Origin of the sequence: Kitasatospora sp. NPDC001261, assembly GCF_042896795.1 — a bacterium.
Classification (GTDB): domain Bacteria; phylum Actinomycetota; class Actinomycetes; order Streptomycetales; family Streptomycetaceae; genus Kitasatospora.
The window spans coordinates 301,973-321,957 of sequence record NZ_JBIAXP010000007.1 but is presented as its reverse complement, the minus strand read 5'-3'; the positions used below and the strand labels follow the sequence as shown (position 1 = coordinate 321,957).

General features: G+C 73.9%; 20 protein-coding genes. 7 read left to right on the top strand and 13 right to left on the bottom strand.

Annotation, left to right across the window (positions count from 1 at the left end):
• Positions 1–16 precede the first annotated feature (16 nt).
• Both ACFY4B_RS12615 and ACFY4B_RS12610 read right to left on the bottom strand, forming a co-directional pair.
• Entirely contained in the window at positions 17–178 is a 162-nt protein-coding gene (locus tag ACFY4B_RS12615; RefSeq protein WP_387967627.1) for a hypothetical protein, read from the bottom strand.
• Positions 179–204: 26 nt separating this feature from the next.
• Positions 205–1,662, bottom strand: a complete 1,458-nt coding sequence (locus ACFY4B_RS12610) for a glucose/sorbosone family PQQ-dependent dehydrogenase (RefSeq protein WP_387967625.1) — start codon at positions 1,660–1,662, stop codon at positions 205–207.
• Positions 1,663–2,086: 424 nt separating this feature from the next.
• On the opposite strand from ACFY4B_RS12610, the gene ACFY4B_RS12605 reads away from it, so the two are divergent.
• Positions 2,087–2,368: a hypothetical protein gene (locus tag ACFY4B_RS12605; RefSeq protein WP_387967623.1), complete on the top strand. Its 282-nt coding sequence runs from the start codon at positions 2,087–2,089 to the stop codon at positions 2,366–2,368.
• A 45-nt stretch (positions 2,369–2,413) separates the two neighbouring features.
• On the opposite strand, the gene ACFY4B_RS12600 is transcribed toward ACFY4B_RS12605, so the two are convergent.
• The 3 genes from ACFY4B_RS12600 to ACFY4B_RS12590 form a co-directional block, all read right to left on the bottom strand.
• The gene (locus ACFY4B_RS12600) at positions 2,414–2,761 is read right to left on the bottom strand and encodes a peptidoglycan-binding protein (protein WP_375877001.1); all 348 of its coding nucleotides are present in this window, start codon (positions 2,759–2,761) and stop codon (positions 2,414–2,416) included.
• 366 nt (positions 2,762–3,127) lie between these two features.
• Entirely contained in the window at positions 3,128–3,697 is a 570-nt protein-coding gene (locus ACFY4B_RS12595) for a hypothetical protein (protein ID WP_387967621.1), read from the bottom strand.
• A gap of 91 nt (positions 3,698–3,788) precedes the next feature.
• Positions 3,789–4,019, bottom strand: a complete 231-nt coding sequence (locus tag ACFY4B_RS12590) for a hypothetical protein (protein WP_049654693.1) — start codon at positions 4,017–4,019, stop codon at positions 3,789–3,791.
• A 126-nt stretch (positions 4,020–4,145) separates the two neighbouring features.
• On the opposite strand from ACFY4B_RS12590, the gene ACFY4B_RS12585 reads away from it, so the two are divergent.
• A complete protein-coding gene (locus ACFY4B_RS12585; protein ID WP_387967619.1) occupies positions 4,146–4,757 on the top strand; it encodes a hypothetical protein in 612 nt (203 codons plus the stop codon).
• Here the strand turns inward: ACFY4B_RS12585 and ACFY4B_RS12580 are convergent.
• The 3 genes from ACFY4B_RS12580 to ACFY4B_RS12570 all read right to left on the bottom strand — a co-directional run bounded on the left by ACFY4B_RS12580 (position 4,748) and on the right by ACFY4B_RS12570 (position 9,778).
• Complete coding sequence (locus tag ACFY4B_RS12580) at positions 4,748–7,042, bottom strand: acyltransferase family protein (protein ID WP_387967617.1); 2,295 nt, start codon at positions 7,040–7,042, stop codon at positions 4,748–4,750. The two genes, ACFY4B_RS12585 and ACFY4B_RS12580, sit on opposite strands and share 10 nt — an antisense overlap.
• Before the next feature lie 136 nt (positions 7,043–7,178).
• Entirely contained in the window at positions 7,179–8,918 is a 1,740-nt protein-coding gene (locus ACFY4B_RS12575; RefSeq protein ID WP_338016312.1) for a cellulose synthase catalytic subunit, read from the bottom strand.
• A gap of 281 nt (positions 8,919–9,199) precedes the next feature.
• Positions 9,200–9,778, bottom strand: a complete 579-nt coding sequence (locus ACFY4B_RS12570; protein ID WP_049657166.1) for a GNAT family N-acetyltransferase — start codon at positions 9,776–9,778, stop codon at positions 9,200–9,202.
• A 356-nt stretch (positions 9,779–10,134) separates the two neighbouring features.
• Here ACFY4B_RS12570 and ACFY4B_RS12565 point away from each other — a divergent pair, with 356 nt between their 5' ends.
• Positions 10,135–11,043: a lysozyme gene (locus tag ACFY4B_RS12565; RefSeq protein WP_387967614.1), complete on the top strand. Its 909-nt coding sequence runs from the start codon at positions 10,135–10,137 to the stop codon at positions 11,041–11,043.
• Positions 11,044–11,110: 67 nt separating this feature from the next.
• Here ACFY4B_RS12565 and ACFY4B_RS12560 read toward each other — a convergent pair whose 3' ends face one another.
• Positions 11,111–12,946 (bottom strand): M1 family aminopeptidase, encoded by a 1,836-nt coding sequence (locus tag ACFY4B_RS12560; RefSeq protein ID WP_387967612.1) that lies wholly within the window; start codon positions 12,944–12,946, stop codon positions 11,111–11,113.
• Positions 12,947–13,056: 110 nt separating this feature from the next.
• Complete coding sequence (locus ACFY4B_RS12555; RefSeq protein ID WP_074003669.1) at positions 13,057–13,686, bottom strand: maleylpyruvate isomerase N-terminal domain-containing protein; 630 nt, start codon at positions 13,684–13,686, stop codon at positions 13,057–13,059.
• A gap of 203 nt (positions 13,687–13,889) precedes the next feature.
• On the opposite strand from ACFY4B_RS12555, the gene ACFY4B_RS12550 reads away from it, so the two are divergent.
• The 4 genes from ACFY4B_RS12550 to ACFY4B_RS12535 all read left to right on the top strand — a co-directional run bounded on the left by ACFY4B_RS12550 (position 13,890) and on the right by ACFY4B_RS12535 (position 17,083).
• A complete protein-coding gene (locus tag ACFY4B_RS12550; RefSeq protein ID WP_387967610.1) occupies positions 13,890–14,504 on the top strand; it encodes a LysE family transporter in 615 nt (204 codons plus the stop codon).
• A gap of 344 nt (positions 14,505–14,848) precedes the next feature.
• Positions 14,849–15,571: a TetR/AcrR family transcriptional regulator gene (locus ACFY4B_RS12545; RefSeq protein WP_117486606.1), complete on the top strand. Its 723-nt coding sequence runs from the start codon at positions 14,849–14,851 to the stop codon at positions 15,569–15,571.
• A gap of 94 nt (positions 15,572–15,665) precedes the next feature.
• On the top strand, positions 15,666–15,995 hold the full coding sequence (locus ACFY4B_RS12540; RefSeq protein ID WP_117486607.1) for a hypothetical protein: 330 nt from the start codon (positions 15,666–15,668) through the stop codon (positions 15,993–15,995).
• Between the two features lie 14 nt (positions 15,996–16,009).
• A complete protein-coding gene (locus tag ACFY4B_RS12535; protein ID WP_380782492.1) occupies positions 16,010–17,083 on the top strand; it encodes a M14 family metallopeptidase in 1,074 nt (357 codons plus the stop codon).
• A 92-nt stretch (positions 17,084–17,175) separates the two neighbouring features.
• Here ACFY4B_RS12535 and ACFY4B_RS12530 read toward each other — a convergent pair whose 3' ends face one another.
• Genes ACFY4B_RS12530 through ACFY4B_RS12520 form a run of 3 tightly spaced genes read right to left on the bottom strand, consistent with a single transcriptional unit; the run spans position 17,176 to position 19,632 of the window.
• Entirely contained in the window at positions 17,176–18,555 is a 1,380-nt protein-coding gene (locus tag ACFY4B_RS12530) for a hypothetical protein (protein ID WP_049658722.1), read from the bottom strand.
• 6 nt (positions 18,556–18,561) lie between these two features.
• The gene (locus ACFY4B_RS12525) at positions 18,562–19,332 is read right to left on the bottom strand and encodes a hypothetical protein (protein ID WP_380744647.1); all 771 of its coding nucleotides are present in this window, start codon (positions 19,330–19,332) and stop codon (positions 18,562–18,564) included.
• 18 nt (positions 19,333–19,350) lie between these two features.
• Positions 19,351–19,632, bottom strand: coding sequence for a hypothetical protein (locus ACFY4B_RS12520; protein ID WP_049658726.1), 282 nt, complete (start codon positions 19,630–19,632; stop codon positions 19,351–19,353).
• Positions 19,633–19,985 lie beyond the last annotated feature (353 nt).

Genomic DNA, 19,985 nt, shown 5'->3' with positions numbered 1-19,985 from the left:
TGCGGTGCGGTGGCCGCTACCGCTTGGCGAGGTAGTACGCCGAGACCTCCAGAGACGCCTCCACCACCTGGTAGCTCGGCTTGCGCCAACGGGCGTCTTCCGTCGGGGTGTTCGGCCGGTCGGTGGTGCGCTCCCGGGACTGCCGGGCACGCCTGGGCTGTTCCTCGTGACGGGTCATGACTGTCTCACCTCCGTGTCGGGGCTTCACTGCGTCGTGGTGTGGTCGTAGGGGACGGCGAGGATCGCGCCCGGATTCGCCAGGTGGGTGGTCGGGGTACCGCCGTCGCCGCGGACCATGTGCTGGCCTTCGCTGTCGGTGGCGATGTACAGCGTCTTGCCGTCCGGGCTGAGGGCGACGTCGCGGTAGCGGTTGACGGTCCGGTAGAGCTCCTCGTACTTCTTGCCGTCCTTGGAGAGCCGGAAGACGGTGCCGTTCTTCAGCGAGGTGACGAGGACGTCGTCCCCGTACACCTTGAGGCTGCCGGGCGCCATGGTCGGCCAGCACATGTAGGCGGAGGCGGCGTCGGGGCAGACCGGCGTGGTGCCGAAGTTGTGCCCGCTCTCGACGGTCGTCCCGTACGTGCTGAGCGGGGAGACCATGTCCTTGGTGAAGTCCGTCTCCTTCGTCGTCGGCACCTCGGCCGGCGGCGTGTTCGGGTCCGGGTTGTAGGTGAGCTTCTCGCAACCGCCCTTGGCCTGCGACCAGTTGGAGTAGACGTACGCCTTGTCGTCCTTCCACCCGGCGACGTTGGGCCAGCCGTAGTTGCCGCCCTTCGTGATGAGGTTGAACTCGTCGTCGGTGAGCGGGCCGTTCTCGGCCGTGTAGAGGTCCTTGCCGCCGAAGTCCATGCCGTCCGGGTTGCGCATGCCGTAGGCGTAGATGTGGCTGCGGGCGCCGTTCAGCTCGGGGTTGTCGTCGGGGACGGAGCCGTCCGGGTTGATGCGGAGCACCTTGCCCTGGTACAGCGACCAGTCCGACGCGGCGACCTGGGCGGCGGTCGGCAGGTCCTGCGCGTGGTTCGGCAGACAGTAGTCGGCCATGTAGTTGTGGCCCTGGTCGCCGATCGAGTAGTAGAGCTTGCCGTCCTGTCCGTACCGGATCCGGGCCGACTGGTGCTGGTTGTGCCCCGGCAGCCCCGTCAGGACGGGCTGTTCGTCGGAGAGCACGCCGTCCTTCGCGGTGTAGCGGACGATCTTCGTGGCCGAGTCGTTGCCGTTCTTGTAGGTGTAGGCGAGGTAGAGGTAGTCGCTGCCCTTGCCCTTGCCGAAGTCCGGGTGCAACGCGAAGCCCAGGACGCCGTCCTGTCCGTCCTGACTGTGGAAGGCCTTTCCCGTGAGGTCGAGGGCGGTGCTCTTGGCGCCGCTCTGCGGGTCGACCCGGGTGATCTTGAGCCCGGACTTCTCGCTGACCCAGAGCCGGCCGTCGGGGGCGTAGGCGAGCTCGAACGGGTCTCCCAGCCCGTCCGTCACCACCTTCACCTGCGTCTGCGGCGCCTGGGCGGCCTGGGACTGGGGTGCCTGGGACTGCACGGGCTCGGCGGTGACGACAGCGGGCTTCTGCGCGGCGGTGCTGCCGCCGGACGCCGCTCCCCCGTTGTCGGAGCACGACGTGATCAGCGCGGCGGCGGGGATCAGGGCCAGTGCGACCGGGAGCTTTCTCATGATGCCTCCCACTCGTCGTGGCGACGAGTGTCTGGTTTCCGAATGACCGGATTCGGCGATTCCTACGGGGCCGGCCGCGCACGGTGCGGGCGCCCGGCGAGCGGGCCATCGCCAACGGTTGGGGGGCGCCACCGGCGGCGTACGGCCGCCCGGCGTCCCGATCCTCACCGTAGGTCGGGTCCCCCGGATCCGCACCCCTCGTTGACCCGGTCGCGTGGCCCGGACGGCGGGGTCCTCCTCGACAGCAGCGCGGCGAAAAAGGCCGCGCCGGCGCGGGCCAGGATCACCGCGTGGCGCGGGCGCTTCGCATCCATCCGATCGCACCCCGGTCGTCGCAGCTGCGCTTGCCCCTCCCGTCCGCGGCTTCCACTGGCATCATGGACAGGAGCTGACTCTTCGTCAGTTCCCCATCACGGGAGGCGGGATGGCGTTCCGGTTCCACTTCACCGGCGAGGATCTGGCGCGCACCAGGGTCGCGGGGGCGATGGCGGCGATGGTGGAACTGAACGTGGCGGTGCGCGTCCTGCGGGAGGGCTGTACGACCGGGGACGTCGCCGCCGCCGTCCGCATCTCCGCGGCGAGCGCCGGCGAGCACGCGACGGTGCTGCGAGCGGCCGGGCTGGTCACCACCCTGCGGGACCGCAACACGGCGATCCACACCGCCACCGCGGCCGGGCTGACGCTCCTCGCCGCCGCTACGGGCTGAGGCCCGGCCCCGTGCGGGCGGGGCCGGGCCTCAGGTGACGCGGTGTCAGCAGGCGTAGCCGGAGGAGGCGGTCCACTTGTCGAGCTGCGCCCAGGTCCTGGGGCCGACCAGCCCGTCCTTCGGGAGGCCGACGCAGCCCTGGAACCTCTTCACCTCGCTCAGCGTGCCGTTGCCGAAGATGCCGTCGCGGGCCAGGTTGCTGCTCTTCATCGAGTAGTAGAGCTCGCACTGGAGCTGCTTGACGGCCGTCGAGCTGTCGCCGACCGACAGGAACGGCTCACTGCTGGTGTAGTTGCACCGGCTGGACGCCTGCGCGGAAGCGGCGGGCGCGGCGGCGACGCCGATGGAGAGCGCGAGTGCGGCGACGCCGAGGGCGGCGGTGATCCTCTTCATGGGACTGTCCCCTTTCAGGGGTCGTCAGGAAGGCGGGTGCGCGGTGGCGGCACCCGGCAGGACGCCGGTCCGGTACGGTGCGGGACCGGCCGGAGACCATCCCCCGCGGTCTCCGACCGGTGTTCCCCGGCCCGGCACAGCCATCGTGCCGACGGCCCAGGGGCGGTGTCGCCTCGCTTCGGCCTCACCCGAATCACGGACAATCGGGGCTTCCTCCGCACACGGCGCGAATGCCGCTCGCCGTGGCCCCGGAGGATCGAGGGTGTGGTCGCCGCCGATGAACGGGCGGCCGGGCCCGTCGAGTCGGTACCGACCGAAAAGACCACGGGCACAGCCGAGTTCACCCGTGGGGGTCGGGGCCGAGGCTCACGCCCCCGTGCTGGACGGCGAGTTGCGCCGCTGCGGCGCCGCGTCCGGCCGGCCGGTCTCCTCGGCCTCCCGGACGACCACCGCGTCCCCGGCGGCGGCCGCGCTCGCGAAGAAGTCCCGCAGCTCGCGCAGGTCGTGGACGACGAGCGCCGCCCAGGTCTCGGACCAGGGCGTCGGGTACCCGAGGTGCGCGGCCGTGCGGGCGAGCACGCTGTTCTGCTGGCGGACGAGTTCGCCGAGCGCCGAGCCGCGCAGGAAGGCGGAGGCCGCCGCGACCTGTTCGGGGCGCAGCACCGGCATGGCGCCGCCCGGCAGTGCCCCGTCCGGTTCGTGCCGTCCGCCGCCGTAGACGGGCAGTCGGGCGGCCGGGTCGGGGTGCAGCCCGTTCTCGGTGAGCGCGAGTTCCATCAGGACGGCGGTGCGCCGCACGCCGAGGGCGAGCCCGGCGGCGGCCAGCCGGTCGTACCGGAGGTCGCGGTCGCGGGGCACGAGTTCGCCGAGTTCCTCCGGCGAGCAGGTGTCCACGGCCTGACCCGGCAGGCGGCGCCAGAAGTGATCCACACTCACCCGCCCAGCGTAACGAAGTCGCGGGCTGCCGATCCCGCGCCGAGCCGTTCAGACCTCGTCAAACCGGGGTTCGGGCCCCGTCAGGCCGCGTTCAGGCCTCGCCGGCGTGCCAGGCGGGCCATTCCCAGGGACGGTCGGCCCAGTGGACCCGTTGGGGGTCGCGCGGGTCGAGGTCGGGGAAGAGCTGGTGGACGCGCGGCTCGAACTCCTCCGGTGCGAGCGGCTCCCAGCCGTGGCCCTCGAAGCGGACGAGGCGGTAGCGGCTGTCGGTGCGGAACTCGGCCACCTCGACCAGGGGGGTGGCCGTGCTGTTGGTCTCCATGCCCCCCAGCATGTGGCGCGGTGGCAATCAACGCCCGTCCAGACCCCTCTTCCGGGTCATGTCCCGGCGTCGGCGCGCTCGTTGAGCACGGCAAGGTTCTAGGGGGGCCGCTGGAAGGACGAGCACATGACTGGGCAGCCCACCGGAGGGCAGTGGCAGTGGCCGCAGAACGCTTGGCAGCCGCCGCCGGTTCCGACAGATCCGCTACCGCCGTGGTCCACCGCCACACCGCCGAGGCGCCTGTCGCGCAAGGCCTGGACGGCCGCGATGGTCGGCACGGGTGCCGTGCTGGCGTCCGTCCTGGCGATGTGCGGGCCGGGGTCGGGTGACGAGCTCAGCGTGGCGGCGCTGCCGGACGCCTCGCCCACCGCCTCGGACTCGACGACGGCGCGGCTGCTGCCGGTCTCCCCGTCGCCGGTCACGCCGGCGCCGTCCCCGTTGCCGCCGCCCACCCCCGGCGCGGCGGTCCCGGTGACCGGGCCGGGCACGGCGCCGGCCGCGTCCGGTGCCGGGGGCAGCGCGACGCCCGACGCCCAGCACGCCTCGGCGAGTGCGCGCCCCAAGCCGGGGCACAGCCCGCACACCAGCACGCCGGCCCGTGGCCCGTCAGGCGCGCCCGCCCCGGCGAGTACCGGGGCGGGCGGCGGCCAGAACACCATTTGCGACCAGGCCGAGCGGGCGGGCCACTGGCCGCCCGGCTCGGACCAGGCCCGGGTCTGCCACAGCCTCTACGGCTGAACCGGCTGACCCGGCAGCACCGGCTGAATCTGCTGGTCCGGCCGGTCCGACGTCGGCCCGGGAGCCGCAGGCGCGGCCGGAGCGCCCGGACCCGCCGGAGCCGCGGACGCCCCCGGGGCGCCCAGCAGCCCCCTGTCCAGCCGCGGCGCCAGCACCCGCGCCAGGGTGTCGGTGATGTGACCGGTGTCCCGGTACAGCACCACGCCCTCCAGCACGGCCGGGCAGGAGGGCCCGGTGCCGGGGCAGAGCAGCGGGCCGAGGTCGAGGGTCCGCACCCCGTACCGGGCGGCGAGCCCGCCGTCCAGTACGGGGTCGGGCTCGAAGGCGGTGTCGCGCGGGAAGAAGCAGGCGTCGGAGCGCCCGTCGGAGGCGGCCAGGCAGGTCGGGATGTCCTTGCCGGGCATCGGGGTGTCGCCGAGGTAGGCGAGCGGGGCGCCGAGCGCGGTGAGCCGGTCCAGGGTGCGGGTCCAGCCCTCGGTGCGCTCCTCCGGGCTGCCGTAGCGGTTGAGGCCCGCCATCAGGACCAGCCGCGGCTTGGGCCCGGAGGCCAGCCGGGTGAGGGTGTTCTCGCGCCAGCGGTCGCACTCCTCGAAGGTCCGGCCGAGCACGTTGTTGCGCACGGTGAGGGTGGCCAGCGGGCAGCCGGGCTTGACCAGCACCTCCAGGGCCCAGTGCCGCTGCTCGGCGAGGGCGAGGCCGGCGGAGATCCACTGCCCGGCGTGCGAGTCGCCGAGCAGCACGATCCGGTCGGGGCTGTCCTCGGCGCCGAAGAGGCAGCGCGGGCTGCTGTCGGCGTTGAGCGGGATCTCGCAGCCCTTGCCGGGCGGGAAGTCCTCCCGGGCCCGGGCCAGCGAGGGCGTCAGGGTGAGCACCCGGGTGCCGGGGGCGAGCAGGCCCGGGCCGTCGGCGGCTCCGGCGGGCGCCGCGACGGGCCCGGAGGAGGGGTCGCCGAGGGCCCGTACGGTGCCGCCGCCGAGGGTGAGCGCGGCGATCAGCGGGATGACCAGGGCGCTGGCGCCGACGGCGAGCCCGCGCCGGGGTGCCGGGCTGCTGCCGTACCGCAGCGGCTGTTCGACCAGGCGCAGGGTGAGCCAGGCGGGCAGCGCGCTGGCGGCGGTGAGCGCGAGCAGGGTGGTCCAGGGCAGGGCGCCGTACCGGGCCTGGGCGATGGTCAGCACCGGCCAGTGCCACAGGTACCAGGCGTACGAGAGCCGTCCGGCGGCGCGCAGCGGGCGGGTGGCGAGCAGCCGTCCGGCGTCGGCGGCGCCGGGGCCGCCGTGCCCGGCGGCGTGTCCGGCGAGCAGGACGGCGGCGGTGCCGAGGACGGGCAGCAGCGCGGCGGCGCCGGGGAAGGGGGTGTTGCGGTCGTACAGGACCACCGGTGCGAGCACGGCCGCGAGGCCGAGCCAGCCGACCACCCGCAGCGACCACACCACCGGGCGCCGCTCGGCGCGGGAGAGCAGGGCCGGGCCGGCCAGCGCCGCGCAGGCGCCGGCCGCGAACTCCCAGAGCCGGCTGCCGGTGGAGAAGTAGGCGAGCGGCGCGGAGGTGGCCGTCCAGCGCAGGCAGAGCGCCAGTGAGACGCCGCCGACGGCCACCGTGGCGAGGGTGATCGCGAGGGTGCGGCGGCGCCCGCGCAGGTAGCGGGCGAGGCCGAGCAGCAGCACGCCCCAGAGCAGGTAGAACTGGTTCTCCACGCCCAGCGACCAGAAGTGCTGCAGCGGGCTGGGGTCGTGTTCGGCGGCCAGGTAGTCGGTCTGCTGGCCGACGAAGCGCCAGTTGGCGAACTGCCCGGCGGAGGCGATCAGGTCGCGGGCGAGGTCGGTGCCGCGCAGCGGGTCGAGCAGGGCGCCGCCGGCGACGGCGGTGGCGACGAGCACGGTGGCGGCGGCGGGCAGGATGCGCCGGGCGCGGCGGGCGGCGAAGTCCCACAGGCCGAGCGGGCGGCCGACGAGCAGGCCGGTGATCAGGAAGCCGGAGATGACGAAGAAGACGTCGACGCCGACGAAGCCGCCGGTCAGGCCGGGGACGGCGGAGTGGAAGGCGAGGACGGAGAGCACGGCGACGCCGCGCAGCCCCTCGATGTCGGGGCGGAAGGCGGTGCGCCGGCGGGCCTGCCCGCTCTCGGCGACGGTGGCGCGCTGCGGGGCGGCGAGTTCCCGGTCGACCCGGACGACGCCGGGCAGCAGGTCGACGCCTGGGCCGGACGCGGCGGAGGTCGGAGCGGAGGGCTGGACGTCAGCGGAAGAGGAGGACGACGACGGTGGTGGTACGGCCGTTGACACGGCGGTGCTCCTTGCAGGGCTGGCAGCGGTTTGTCGGGCCCGCCGGGCCGATGGGGCGGCCGGGCGGTGTCCGCGCCGGTGGGGCGACGCGCAAGGAAACGCAACAGGCAGGTGTTGCAGTGGAAGTGACGGTCCGTCAGAAGATCAGTGGGTCGGCCCAGCCGGAGGCCAGCAGCCCGCACAGCAGCAGCGCGGCGGTGACGGCGACGGCCTCGGCCCGTCCGAACCCGAGGTCGGAGCGGCCCGGTGCGGGCGCGGCGACCTCACCGACGGCGGCACCCTTGCCCCCGTTGGTCCCGTTCAGCAGCGGCCACAGCTCCCGGATCAGCGGGACCATGGTGTAGGTGGTGAGCGCGAGCAGTCCGGCGAGCGCCCAGTACGGCCGCCAGCCGTACAGCAGCGCGGCCCGGACCAGCCCGGCGGCGCCCGCGAGGACGACGAGCCCGAGCCAGGCGACCCCGATCCGGGCGACGGTGCGGGCGAGCGTGCTGCCGCCGGAGACGGCGCCGGTGGGCACCCAGTCGGCGGAGCGGCGGCGCAGCGCGTGCGCGATGGCGACCACGTGGCAGAGCCCGCCGAGGAGTTGGACCCGGGTGACCTCGAAGCGCCAGCGGGTGCGGGACATCGCGGGCAGCAGCACCAGGGCGACCCAGATCGGCGGCAGGAACGGCAGCACCTGCCAGGGCTGGATCTCCTCGGGCCGGAAGAACAGCATGATCAGGGCGGGCAGCGGTACGGCGAAGACGTTCACCGCGCTGGTGACGTAGCCGAGGATGCCGTTCCAGAAGCAGAGCCGGGCGGACTTCGGCAGCGGGCCGCGGCGGAAGTCCGGGTCGCGGACGAGCGCCAGGGAGCCGAGGCACCAGCGGTACTGCTGGCTGATGAAGGCGGGCAGGCCGGTGGGCGACATGCCCTTGGCGACCAGCGCGGGGACGTAGCGGGTGGACCATCCGGCGCGGGCGAGGGCGAGGCCGGTGTAGAGGTCCTCGCTGTGGTCGATCTCGGCGAAGCCGCCGATCCGCTGCAGCGCGGCACGGCGGTACAGGGCGTTGGTGCCGCAGCAGACGGTGCCGTCCTGCGCGTCCCGGGAGGGCTGGATCCAGCGGTAGAAGATCTCCTGGGTCGCTCCCGCGGCGCGTTCGAGCCAGGACATGTCGGCGTCCGTGTCGAAGCACTGCGGGCTCTGCACGATGCCGACCCCGGGGTTGTCGAGGTAGGGCACCAGGTGGTGCAGGAAGTCGGGGCGGGGGCAGAAGTCGGCGTCCAGGACGGCGACGATCTCGCCGGTGCCCTCGGCCAAGCCGTGGTTGAGGTTGCCGGCCTTCTTGAACCGGCCCCGGTCGGGGCGGGCGTGGTAGCGGAAGCCGTAGGACTCGGCGAGTTCGCGCACCTCGGGGCGGCCGGCGTCGTCGAGGACCAGGACGGTCAGCTCACCGGGCCACTGGACGGCCGCGGTGTACCGGTAGGCGTTGTCCAGGACGGCCAGCGGTTCGCCGGCGGTCGGCAGCAGCAGGTCCACGCTCGGGGCGCGGGCGGGGCTCCAGGCGCGCAGCAGCAGGTCGTGCGAGTCGCGGGTGAAGCGCCGGGCGCGCTGGCCGTCGGTGAGCGAGAGCAGCCAGGTGGCCGCGTTGAGCACGGTGAGCACCAGGAAGGGCCAGAGCAGCGGCTTACTGAGGGCGAACAGGCCGAGCGTGGCGGTGGCTCCCGCGTAGGAGAGGGTGGCGCAGAGCAGCACCCAGCGGCGCTGCGGGCCGAAGTACCAGTAGAGCTCCTCGTCGTCGGGCGGGCTGGGCAGCCGGTGGTCGTCGGGGTCCGCGGGTGTCCGGCGCGGACCGGTGTCGGGTGCGGGCATGGCGGTGCCATGGAGAACGGGCATGCGGAAATGGCCCCCCTGGGCAGCGGACGGAACGTGGCCGTTCGCACTCAGCCTCTCACATTGGCCTAGACCAATAATGAACGAGGTATGACATCTCCGCATCGCCCCAGCTCAGCGAGTTGACGGCGGATCACCTGCGGAAACCCGGTCCAGCGGAACTGAACCGAACCCCGAGGACGGGCCGTTTCCGAGGCCGTCAACCACCGGTACGACTACTGGTACGACCGCCCGGACGACCCGGCCCCGGCCTCCGCACAGCCGTCAACTTCCGTACACGGACGTCAATTCCCGGCGGACTCCGCCTTCAACTCCTTGACGAGGTGCGCGAACCGGAGGTCCGGGCGCCGCGGGATCCCGAAGCGCTCGTCGCCGTACGGGAACGGGCTGAACTCGCCGGTGCGCCGGAAGCCGCGCCGCTCGTACCAGGCGATCAGCTCGGCGCGCTGCTCGATCACCGTCATCTCCATCGCGCCGACGCCCCACTCCTCGCCCGCCACCCGCTCCGCCTCGGCCAGCACGGCCCGGCCGATGCCGCCGCCCTGGAGCCCGGGACGCACCGAGAACATGCCGAAGTAGGCCAGCCCGCCGCGCCGCTCCAGCTGGCAGCAGGCGACCAGCTCGCCGTCCCGCTCGGCGAGCAGCACCACGCCGTCGGGGTGGCCCACGGCCTCGGCGACGGCCTCCGGGTTGGTGCGCCGGCCGCCCAGCAGGTCCGCCTCCGTGGTCCACCCGGCCCGGCTGGAGTCGCCCCGGTAGGCGGACTCGACCAGCGCGACCAGCGCCGGGACGTCGGCGGGCGTGGCGGGCCGGAACACGGGCTCCCCGGCGGGCCGGGCGGAGTCGGTGGCGGTCTCGATCATGGCTGGTCTCTCCTCACGTGCAGGGGGCCGCCCGTGGTGGCCGGCCCGCGGGCATCGTGCCACAGCGCCCCCGCCGCACCCGGCGCCGCCTCCGCTGCCCGCCCCTCCCCCGACCCCCCTCCCGGCCCCTCCGTCGCCCCCGCCGCCGATCCCTCCCCGGGGCCGGCCGCACCGGCAGAACCGGCAACGCCGGTTGCCGGTCCTGGCGTTCCGACCGAGGTGACGTGCGTTCACCATGTGAAAAAAGATGCCTGGTGGCGGTGCCAGGTACATGGCTACTCTGCGGTACGGCCGGTCAGACCCCGGCCGAACCGGGTCATTTCGACCTTCCCCACGCTCGGACCAGAGGAGTGCTCATGCCCCGCTCTTCCCGCTCCGCCCGCACCACAGCCACCGCCGCGAGCACCGCCGCGGCCGCCAGACCGGCCCGCCGCCGACTGCCCGCACTGGCCGCCCTCGCCGCCGCGACCGCCCTGGTCGCCGGCGCCGCCGCCCCCGCGTACGCGGCCGACCCCGCCCCGGTCGCCCCCGTCGCCGAGGGCCGTCCCGGCTTCCACCCCGAGCAGGACTTCGCCGGCTCCACCGTCGCCGCCCGCGAGGGGCGAAGCACCGCCGCCCCGTTCGCCTCCCTCGCCGCCACCCAGACCCCGGGCCTGGACGTCTCCGGCTACCAGGGCAACGTCAACTGGTCCTCGGTGGCGGCCAACGGCGCCAAGTTCGCCTACGTCAAGGCGACCGAGGGCACCGGCTACACCAACCCGTCCTTCGCCCAGCAGTACAACGGGTCGTACAACGCCGGCCTGGTCCGCGGCGCCTACCACTTCGCGCTGCCGAACGCCTCCTCCGGCGCCACCCAGGCCAACTACTTTGTCAGCCACGGCGGCGGCTGGTCCGCCGACGGCAAGACCCTGCCGCCCGCACTGGACATCGAGTACAACCCCTACGGCGCCACCTGCTACGGCCTCAGCCAGAGCGCCATGGTCAGCTGGATCCGCGACTTCAGCAACACCGTGCACTCCCGCACCGGCCGCTACCCCACCATCTACACCACCACCAACTGGTGGACCCAGTGCACCGGCGACAACGGCGGCTTCGGCACCACCAACCCGCTCTGGATAGCCCGCTACGCCTCCTCCGTCGGCACCCTGCCGAACGGCTGGGGCTACCAGACCTTCTGGCAGTTCGCCGACTCCGGCACCTTCCCCGGTGACCAGAACTACTTCAACGGCGCGGCCGACCGCCTCCGCGCCCTCGCCCTGGGCTGACCCCGCGCAAGAACGTCGCCCCCGGCCTGGACCGGGGGCGACGTCCGGGATGTACGGATGTCCGGGCTCAGCCGTCGATGCGGTGCTGGCTCCAGAAGGAGCTCAGGTCCACCGTGGTGGCGGCCTGGGCCGCGGCCTTGAACTCCGCGGTGGTGGAGACGCCGTACCAGTGCGCCTGCGCGTAGTTCCGCAGCAGCGTGGTCATCGCGCTGTCGCCGATCGTCCGGCGCAGGTCGTGCAGGGCGCACTTGCCGTAGCCGTAGACGACCGTCGAGTAGCGCGAGGAGTTGGCGTCCCAGTACGCCATCGAGTTGGTGATCCGCTCCGCCGAGGACGCCCAGGAGACGCTGTTCCAGCAGCCGTTGCCGGTCTTGCCGAGGGCGAGGTCGGTGGCGTAGTCGGTGAAGGCCTCGTCCAGCCAGGGGCCGTTGTACTCGTCGTCGCCGACGATGCCGTACCACCACTGGTGGCCGATCTCGTGGGTGAGCGCCGTGGTGCTGACCAGGTCGAGGACGAAGCCCGGGTACTCCATGCCACCGAACCAGAAGTTGTTGTCGAGCACCGCGTCCAACTCGCCGTACGGGTAGGCGCCGAAGCGCTGGGCGTGAGCGTCGACCGCCGAGGTCGCGGTGGAGAGCATCGACTGGGAGTCGGCCGCGCTGATCCCCGCCACCGAGTAGACGTTGACCTTCACCCCGGCGGCGGAGGTGCCGGAGATCCTCGTGAACGGCCCGGCGCCCCAGGCGAAGTCGCGCACCTTGCTCGCGGTCGCCTTGGTGACGGTCCGTCCGGCCGTGCCGGGGGTGTCCACCGAGGTGCCGGTCGCGGGCACCAGCAGACCGCTCGGGTGGTCCAGGGTGACGGCGAAGTCCGCGGCCACCGAGTAGAAGGACTCGCCGTTGTTGGTGTACGGGTCGAGGTGCCAGCCGGCCGCGTCCCGTATCGCCAGGACGGGCAGGGCGTTGCCGAGGAAGTTGTACGCGCCGTCGTGGCCGAAGCGGTCCGCGCCGCTCGGCACGGTGATGCCGAGGTCGAAGGCGACGGTGCCGCTCTGGCCCTGGGCGAGCGGGGCCGGCAGGGTGATCTTGAGCGCGGTGCAGTTCACCGTGAGCGGTGAGGGCGTGCCGCCGGTCACGTTGGTCACCGTGATCGGGGTGCTGGGGCAGCTGCCGTGGGCGTTGTCCCACAGCCGCAGGTACACCTCGTTCAGCGGGTCGGGCGAGGCGTTGGTGAACGTCACGCTCTCGTGCCCGGTCCAACTGCCGCCGGAGGAGTCGCTGGTGAGGCCGACGGTGTACGTCGGCGCGACCGGGGTGCGGGTCGGGTCGCCGGGCTGGGGCGACGTGCCGCCGCCGGAGACGTCCAGGGTGACGTCGTCCAGCACGAAGCTGGTCTGCAGGCTGGCGTCCTCGACGCCGGTGAAGGCGAGCGTCACGGACTGGCCGGCGAAGGCGGAGACGTCGAGCGTCTTGTGCACGTACCCGGCCTTCGCGTCCAGGTTGGAGTAGGTGGCCAGGGTGGTGGAGCCGAGCTTGACGGTCAGCTTGTCGTACGCGGTGCTGCCGGTCGTCTCGGCGGTGTCGACGTGCAGCCAGAACCCGAGCGTCGCGGTGCCGCACCCGGCGGGGAGGGTGACGGACTGCGAGAGCGTGTCGGTGTGGCTGGAGCCGTAGCCGTCGAGCCAGGCGTAGGAGCTGCCGGAGTGGGCGCTCTGGCCGGTGTCGGCGGTGATCGCGCCGCTCGGCGCCGACCAGGACGAACCACCGGACTCGAAACCGCCGTTGGCCACCACCTGGGCGGGTGTGCAGTCCGCGGCGCTCGCCACATTGGGGGTGGCGAGCGCCGCGAGGCCGGTCGCCGCGAACAGGGCGGCGCCGGTCAGGGCAGGCAGGAGTCTTCTCATCGGAGCCTCTCGTGGGGAGCGGGCCGGGAGCAGCAGCGTGACAGCAAACCCGCACCTTTGAAAGGCTCATGACATGAGACGCATACGCCTCACCCCACCCGACGGCAGCCCTACCGCAGCACCGGGAGCACCGCCTCGGCGCTACGGCCGGTCGCCGCCTCGATGAAGGCCACCGGGTCGGCCACCTCCGCCAGCAGGGCGCGGGTGAAGTGCAGCGCCCCCTCGGCGGGCGGCGGGCCGCCGACGGCCGCGATCAGGTCGAGCAGGTGGACGGTCGCCTCCATCAGCGCCACCTCGCCGAGCGCGCCGACCGTCACGCTGCCGAGCAGCGGGTGCGCCACCGTGGCCCCCGGCGGCAGGTCCGCGAGGCCGGCCAGCGCCGCCGGGCCCTCGACGCCGAACCGGGCGATCAGCACGGCGGGTTCGGCCACCTCGGCGGTCCGCTTCGCCGCCTCGGCGACCTGCCCGGCGGCGGTGTGGGCGATGCCGCCAGGCCGGTTGTAGGCCCGCAGGATGCCGGCCCCGTCGGCCACCTCGGCCGGCGTGTCCAGGACTGCCGCGCGCAGCCCGGTGAACATCTCCGGCACCGGCGCCACGTGCGCGAACAGCTCCCGTACGGTCCACTCGGGCAGCCGGGTGGGGCGGTCCCAGTCCTCGGCGGCCAGGGCCGCGCCCCGCTCCGCCCAGGAGGACCAGGCCTCCGCCAACAGCACGCGCACGGGATCGTTCTGACTGTTCATCGGCTCTCCTCGGGACGGTGATCACGGGATCGCCCCACGCTATCCCGGGCCCGCGGAAAGCCGTTTGCCACCCCCGCCCCGGGCCGTCACCATCGACCCATGACCGTCTCCGCCACCCGCCCGCTGCCCGTACCCGCCGCCACCCGCCCGGCCCCGGTCCAGCAGCAGCCCGGCCGCCCCCGGAGGCCCGACGCCCCCCGCGCATGAGGGCCGCGCTGGCCGCGGGGCTGCTCGCCGGGCTCGGCGTGGCCGTCCCGGTGGGGGCCGTCGGGGCCTACCTGGTGTCGCTCACCGCGCGCACCTCGCTGCGCACCGGCGCCTGCGCCGCCCTCGGCGTGGCCACCGCGGACGGGCTGTACGCCCTGCTCGCGGCGGCCGGCGGCACCGGCCTCGCACCGCTGCTCGAACCGGTCGCCCGGCCGCTGCGGATCGCCTCCGCCCTGGTGCTGCTCGCCCTGGCCGCGCGGACGGCCGCCACCGCACTGCGCGGCCGCTCCGGCCCCGCCGCCGGAGCGCGGCCGTCGTCGCCCACCCCCGCCCGGGCCTTCCTCGCCCTGCTGGGCATCACCCTGTTGAACCCGCTCACCGTGCTCTACTTCGCCGCCCTGGTGCTCGGCGGCGGCAGCCAGGACGGCGTCCCCGCCCGGGCGGCCTTCACCCTCGGCGCCTTCGCCGCCTCCGCGTGCTGGCAACTGCTGCTGGCCTCCGGCGGCGCCCTGCTCGGCCGGGCCCTCACCGGCCCGCGCGGCCGGCTGCTGACCGCCCTCGGCTCCGCCGCCCTGGTCGCCGCGCTCGCCGTCCGGCTGCTGCTCGACTGAGGCCGGCGCCGGGCGTGGTGACCGGCGCCGCCGGGTCGGACGCGCTCAGCGACCGGGCGCCGGAAGGAGGTTGGCGAGCGGGTGCGGAGTGGCGTCACACACCGCGACCGGCCCCGCCACCCCGGTCGCCGCCCCCACCGCCCCTCCCCCGGTCATCTGACCAGCGGGATCGGCAGCACCGCCGCCGCGCCGCCGCGCGGCCGTTTACGTCCTATTCCTCCCTTGTATCCTGGTTCTGTATCCGCTGAGTGACATCCGCCGAAGACCCAGCCCGGCAGCGGGCCCCGCGCCCAAGCCGAGCCGACCGCCCGACGACGCCGCCACCGACCCGGAGGAGTGCGGAGATGGCCGAGCAGGACGCCCCCGAGAGGCGGGGCCGGCTGAGCCGCCCGCTGGTACTGGGCGCCGCCGTGGCCCTGGTCGACCGCGAGGGCCTGGCCGCGCTGACCATGCGCAGGCTGGCCGCCGATCTCGGCGTGGAGTCGATGGCCCTGTACCGCTACACCCCGGGCAAGGAGGCGCTGATCGACGGCCTGGTCGAGGCCTACTTCGACGAGATCAACGCCCGGCTGCGGGCCGGCGCCGCCCGCGGCCCCCACGAGGACGGCTGGCGCGCCGAACTGCGCCGGATCGCCCGGGCGTTCGCCGCCACCGCGCACGCCCACCCCGAGATCCTGCCGCTGGTCGCGACCCGCCCGCTGGCCGTCCCGGTGGCCCGCCGGCCGGCCTCGGTGCTGGAGCTCACCGAGCACATCCTGGCCGTACTCGGCCGAGCCGGCTTCGACGACGCCGGCGCGCTGACCGTCTACCGCACCTTCGTCGCCTGGAACCTCGGCTGCCTGCTGGTGGACAAGCGCCAGGTGGTCGACAACCCGAACGAGCCGGACCCGGCCCTGCGGCTCGGCCTGCACCGGCTGCCCGCCGCCGACTACCCCAGGCTGCGCGCCCTGGTGCCCCGGTTCTCCGACTTCGACGACGAGGCCGAGATGCTGAGCGGCCTGGACAGCCTGCTCGACGGGATGCCCGAGCCGCCCCTTGACGGCTTCTACGGCGGCGACGCATCCTGAGGATACGAGGTACACGTCGGACATATCCGCTTGAATCCGGCACCGCTGAGCCGGCCGTGGGCCGCGCTCCCCCGGCGCCCGAGAAGAGGTCGCCATGTCCGCCGTTCCCACCCGACCGCCCCGACCCGACATCCTGCGACTCCGCGTCACCGCCAGGGACCCGGAGGTCCTGCGCGCCCTGCTGCGCGAGGCCCGCCCCGACACCGGTGGCCGCCCGCACGTCGACCCGGACGGCAGCGTCGGCATCGACGTCTACGCCCCGGAGGACCGGATCGCCGCCCTCGAACGCGAGGGCGTCACCGTCACCCGGATCGGCAACGCCAGCGAGGCCGGCCGCGCCGCCCAGGCCGAGGTCGGCACCGGCGACCGGTTCGCCGCCGCCGACGCCGTCCCGCACGGCCTCGCCGCCAAGCCCGCCGGCTGAGCCGGGAGGTCGTCATGCCGTACCTGAACATCACCGAGGTCGAGTCCGCCGTGGCCAGCCTGGCCACCGCCTACCCCGGCACGTCCGAACTGCTCACCCTGCCCGAGCCCTCCATCGAGGGCCGCACCGCCCACGCCCTCAGGATCGGTGCACCGGCCCCGGTCCCCAAGAGCTGCGTGATGATGATCGGCGGTGTGCACGCCCGTGAATGGGGCAGCTGCGAGATCCTCGTCCACCTCGCCGCCGACCTGCTGGAGGCCCAGCGCGACGGCACCGGCCTCGGCTACGGCGGCACCGTCTTCACCGCCGACCAGGTCCGCAACCTGCTCCAGCGGCTGGACCTGGTGTTCTTCCCGCTGGTCAACCCGGACGGCCGACTGTTCAGCCAGACCGCCGACCCGATGTGGCGCAAGAACCGCGACCCGGCCAACGCCGGGGGCAGCACGAACCCCGACTGCGTCGGCGTCGACCTCAACCGCAACTACGACTTCCTCTTCGACTTCGCCACCGCCTTCGCCCCGACCGCCACCCCGCAGGTGTCGGCCGACCCGTGCGACCAGCAGGTCTACGAGGGCCCGAGCGCCTTCTCCGAGCCCGAGACCCGCAACGTCCGCTGGCTGCTGGACCAGTTCCCGCGGACCGGGTGGTTCGTCGACGTGCACAGCTACTCCCAGGACATGCTCTACAACTGGGGCGACGACGAGAACCAGTCGGTCACCCCCGCCATGAACTTCCGCAACAGCCAGTACGACGGCAAGCGCGGCCTGCCCGGCGACGTCGCGTACGCGGAGTACATCCCCAAGACCGACGCCGACACCGCCGTGCTGCTCGCCGAGGCCTTCTGCCAGGGCCTGCACGGCGTGCGCGGCCTGGCGTACAAGCCGCTGAGCGGCTTCCACCTGTACCCGACCAGCGGCACCAGCGACGACTACGTCTTCGCCCGCCACTTCGTCGACCCCGAGCAGGGGAAGGTGCTCGGCTTCACCGTCGAGTGGGGCACGCAGTTCCACCCGCCGTGGGCCGAGATGCAGCGGATCGTCCTCGACGTGGACGCCGGGCTCGTGCGGTTCTGCCTGGCCACCGCCTGAACCCCTGCCCCGAAAGCCACAGTGCCCGACAGCAGGGCGCCCGCCACGACCGGTCGTGGCGGGCGCCTTGGGATGCGGGGGTGCGCGGGTGCTCAGGCGGCCCGGTGGAAGAAGAACGGGTCGATGGACGGCGGCACCCGGGTGACCCCGTCCGAGCTGAGCAGTTGGTGGGTGGTGAAGTTGGCGTTGCGCTGGTAGGTCACGCCCACCGGGAAGTTGGCCCGGTCGGGGGTGTTGTTGCCGGCGAAGACGCCGTAGAAGTCCTTTCCGACCGTGACCATCCGGAGGTAGTCCCCCAGGTACGGCAGCTGCGTCCCGGCCGGCGGCACGTCGCCCGGGGCCTGGTGCAGCACATGGCTCTCCGTCGTCCCGAAGCCGTCGGCGGTCAGTTCCAGCACCGTCGACCACTGGTTGTGGACCAACTGCTGGTAGACCAGCCCGACCAGGCCGTCGGAGTTGACCGCCAGCGACGGGTTCTTGCCGTTGACCACGTCCGGGCGCGCCGCGGCCCAGGTCTGGCCCCGGTCCGCCGAGTGACGGCTGTGCAGCACGTAGTCGGTGGGGGCGGTTCCGCCGAGGTTGTCGCAGTAGGCGATCCAGACGCTGTTGGAGTCGGTGGGGTCCACGGCGACGGCCAGGTCCGCACCGGTGCGCTCCTGGCCCAGCGACCGCTGGTGCGGGTTGAACCGGGCCTTGCGGCCGGTGACCACGCGCTGGCCGACGTCGCCGACGGCCGAGTCGAGGAGGTCCTCGAAGGGGTTCGGTCCGACGCCGCCCTTGTCGTCACGGGTCATCACGACGTCGAAGGTGATCAGGGCCCCCGCGCCGGTGGCGGTCACGCTCAGGAAGGCGACGTAGATCGTGCCGTCCGGGTGCGCGGCGATCCGCACCGGCGGCCCGTCGAAGAGCGTGCCGGTGTGCCGGTCGAGCTTGACGGGCGCGAAACCGGCCGGAGCGGGCCCGGTGCCGGCGTCGTTCGAGACGTCCACGGTGGCGGTGCCGCCGGGCTGGGCGACGTCGTTGCTGCCGATGTACACCCGGTCGCCGCTGCCGCCGTTCGCCGTGACGGTGGTGGCGACGACCCAGGGCTGGTCCTCCCCGCTCCGGTCGACGAGCACGGCCATCGGCGTGCTCGCGGTGATGTCCGGCGCGCGCAGGATCTGCAGGTCGCCGCTCTGGCCGTTGAGGATGCCGGTGTAGAGCCGGCCCCCCGCCCCGCCGAAGCCGACGCTGATGTCCCCGGTGCCGAGTGCCCCGTTGCCCGGGACGACGCTGTTCAGCACCCAGGTGTCCCCGCCGTCCGTCGAGACGTAGACGGGGGCGAGCGGCCCGTTCATCGGGTCGGGGGTGAAGGCGGTCGCGACCATCTCCAGCGGGTTCTCCGGGTCGACCGCGAGGTTGGGCTCACTGTCCAGGTTGGTGTCGCCGCTCAGCGCCTTCGGGGTGATGTTGACGACCTTGATGGTGGGCATGTCGGCTCACCTCCGTTCCCGCAGCACGGCGAGCTTCTGCGCCGGCTGGTAGTCCTCGGGGTGGAGCAGCCGGTACGGCGCCCGCGCGGCGAGCTCGCCCCCGGTGGCGTGCAGCAGCCACAGGCCCAGCTGCCCGGGCGTCGGTTTGGGCACCGCGCGCCAGCGGATGTCCCCGCTCGCCGGGTAGAGCACGGTGGTCGGTCCGGGGGCGGCGCCGCCGGACTCGACGAGCGAGACGTCGAGCGTGGCCCGCCACCAGTGCGGGTCGTGCTCGGAGTACTCGGCCAGGCCGAGGTCCTCCAGGCCGACCACGGTGGCGACCACGACGGCGTCCGCCTCGGCGGCGTGCGCGGCCAGGTCCTGGTCGCGGATCTCCCGCTGCACCGAGGAGAAGGGGAGTTCGTCGGCCGTGGTGGCGGCCAGCGAGACGTGCTGCCGGACGGCGTCGGCCGGCAGCCGGCCGACCTCGGCCACGCCCAGGCCCTCCCCGTAGACCATCCCCCTGGTGAAGAAGGCCGCCGTGTCGCCGACCTTCAACAGCTCGGCGTCGGCGGCCAGTTGGACGGTGACCTCGCTGCCGCCGAGCTGCCGGAAGGCCGCGGGTGCGTGCAGCACCTGGTCCACCCGGACCACGGCGGTCCGTTCGTTCCTGGCCTCGGCCGGCAGGGCGGCGAGCGAGGTGCCGCCGACCCTGGTGACGGTGCCGAGGAAGCTCAGCGGCGCACTCCGGACGAGGTCGGTCAGCCGGGGTGCGGCGGCTGGTGCGGTGTCGGTCATGACGGTCCTCCGATCCGCTCACCGCGCGGCGCGGACCGGGGCCGGGTGCGCCCGGCGCCACTCGGTCCGCGCGCCGAGCGCGCACCCGGCGGTGACGGCGGCCGCGAGCGCGACCACCAGCCACTCCGCGGCGCCGCTGCCGGCGTCCGGGTCGAGGCCGAGCAGCGTCTCGATCCACTGCGGCCACACCAGGGTGAGCAGGAACAGGAGCCCGGACAGCGCGCCGAGGGCCGTCTCCAGCCAGAATCGCGGGCGCACCGGGCTCGGTCGTCGATGGGCGGGGGCTTGTTGGGAAGGCATTGCCGCGCCTCCCCTCTCCCTCCACCCGGGCCGCGCCCGGCGCGCCACGCGCGCCGTCCCGGTGCCGCCGGGCCGCACGGGCCCCGCGACACGGCCGGCCGGACCGGCCCGGGTCGGGGTCTGCTCCCGTCGGCGCCGCCGGTCGGGGGCGTGGCCGCCGCGGGAGGGTGCTGCTGGGGGCGCGGCGCGGGGCCGCGCGGGGGGCCGTCTCTCGGGGCCGGGTGGTGCCGAACGTCGTCGGCGCCGTACGTCTACGAGGCACACGTACGAGGGACACGTACTGCGTATACGAGTCTGCTCGCCTCGTCGCAGCAGGTCAAGGGGCCCGGAGCGGCACGGGCGGCACGGGCGGC